The 1,234-nt window shown below is 73.3% G+C and carries 1 protein-coding gene and 1 pseudogene; both read right to left on the minus strand.

Features of this window, described 5'->3' with window-relative positions; genetic code table 11:
• On the minus strand, positions 1 to 842 hold an 842-nt coding region (locus tag ACNFOC_RS54510), incomplete at its 3' end, for a hypothetical protein (protein WP_416966333.1).
• Positions 839 to 1,234 (minus strand): annotated as a pseudogene (locus ACNFOC_RS54515) (SPFH domain-containing protein); the annotation flags it as partial. The gene ACNFOC_RS54510 and the pseudogene ACNFOC_RS54515, both read right to left, overlap by 4 nt.

The following is a 1,234-nucleotide window of genomic DNA, read 5'->3' on the forward strand; positions in this document are numbered from 1 at the left end:
GTCAACTCCACCGCATCCCCCTCCATCCCATCCCCGAACACGACCAACTCCTCCGACTCCACCGTGAGTTGAAGCCCCGCCGAACCAGTCAACTCGCCCGCCACCAGCGACGTCCCGGTGACCGGTGAAGGCCACGCCTCCCGTACGAACCACACCAGCCGGTTCTCCGAGGGGTGTGGCAGGGCGAGGGCGCTGCCCCGCTCCTGCCACACCGACCGGAGCCAGCCCGTGGCCCCGGTGCCCGTTCCCACGAGCACCCCGGAAGACGCCTGGGCCTCGACGACACCCCCGTCGCCCTCCAGACCCAGGCGGTATCTGGCCGTCTGATGACCGACGGGTCCCAGATAGATCTCGTTCAGCGCGACCAGCCGCTGTGTGTCGTCGGCGACGGCCTCGACCATGGTCAGTTCGTCCACCCCGGTACCGGCCGCGTGCGCCGAGGGCAGCAGCGCGGCCGCGGCCGACGGGCGGTGCCGGACCAGGACGCCCGGGTTGCGGCCGGGGTCCGTGTCGAAGCCCAACACCGGTTGCCCGGCGAGGTACTTGGCGACGTTCGCGACCAAGCCGTCCTGCCCGACGACCAGCACCACGTCCTCCGGCGCGAACAGGAACCGGTCCAAGTCGGCCCGCTCGACCTGGGTCTGACGCCAGGTCAGGGGGACCGCCGCCGACACCTCGGCCAGCGCCCGCCGGGTCCGGCGGTGCCGTTCGGCGACCTCCTCGATGTCCCGGCCCCGTGACTTCAGGAAGTACGCGGCCTGGCCGTGCGTCCCGTGCCGGGCGACCAACTCCTCGTACTCCGTGGTCCGATGGACGAGGACGGCTCGCGGGGCGAGACTCACGCGCCTGCCTCGCCGCCACCGAAGCCGCCACCCGTACCGAGCCTGGCCAGCAACCCCGTCAGCACGTCCGGCGAGATCGTCACGCTGTCGATGTTCGGCAGGTTCTCCGCGAGCCGCGTCCCGGTGAGCGCGTGCAGGGTCGCCACGTCGACGTCGGCGTGCACCCGCAGCCACGCCGCCTGGGCATGCGCCCGCGCGTCACCCACCTCGCGCGCACCCTCGGCCTCGGCACGGGCGAGCCGTACCGAACGCGCCGCCTCGGCGTCGGCCAGCCGTACCGTACGCGTCGCCTCCGCCTCGGCCCGTACGCCGTCCGCCGCCGCGTGCTCCTCGGCCTCGCGGCGGGCGTTCGTGCCGCGCTGGTCGACCAACTGCTCCTCGCGGCGGGCGAG

Origin of the sequence: Streptomyces colwelliae (assembly GCF_048158785.1) — a bacterium.
GTDB lineage: Bacteria > Actinomycetota > Actinomycetes > Streptomycetales > Streptomycetaceae > Streptomyces.